A 688-nucleotide genomic window follows, 5' to 3' on the forward strand; every position below is an offset into this window, starting at 1 on the left:
TGGGCCTGGCCGAAGTCGGGCGAGGCCAGCAGCGCCAGCGGCGCGCCCGCCTTGACCGACTGGCCCAGGTCGGCGCGGATGGCCGTGACGCGGCCGGCGAACGCGGGGTATACGCGCTGGGTGCGTTCTTCGTTCCACACCAGGCGTGCGGGCAGGTCCACGGCGATGTCCTTGCTGGCGCGCGCGGGGGCCACGGTCAGCAGCGCCAGCTGCGGATGGCCGGGCGGAAAGCGCAGCTGCCCCGACTGGGCGATGGGGGGTGCGGCTTCCGGCGCCGCGGCGGGTTCGGCGGCCTTGCTGCAGCCTTGCAGCAGCGCGCCGCCGCCCAGGGCGAGGACGAGCAGGCCGCAGGTGGTCAGGCGCGGGAGGGAGAGGGCAGGGTGCACCATGGTGGACTTCGCGATACGAGAGGTGAAAGGGGAACGGCGGGGCATGGATTGGCGTGGCTGGACTTGGGGTGGGGGCGTTCAGGGCAGGCTGCCCAGCAGGGTTTGCGGCTGCGTGCGCAGCAGCCAGGCGCCCTGGGCCTTGGCATAGTCGGCACGGGCCGAGAGCGCCTCCAGCGCCGTGGCGCGCAGGGTGCGCTGTGCGTCCAGCAGGTCGGTCAGCGGCATGGCGCCCTTGCGGTACGCCAGCTCGGCGCTCTGCGCCAACTGGCGGGCGCGCGGCAGCACGCCTTTCGTCGTAG

General features: G+C 74.0%; 2 pseudogenes. Both read right to left on the minus strand.

The features are described from left to right. Positions 1 to 389, minus strand: a pseudogene (locus AC27IQ_RS26385) (efflux RND transporter periplasmic adaptor subunit); the annotation flags it as partial. 78 nt (positions 390 to 467) lie between these two features. Further along, a pseudogene (locus AC27IQ_RS26390) lies at positions 468 to 688 on the minus strand (TolC family protein); the annotation flags it as partial.

The organism is Acidovorax sp. KPB24-07, from assembly GCF_057543315.1.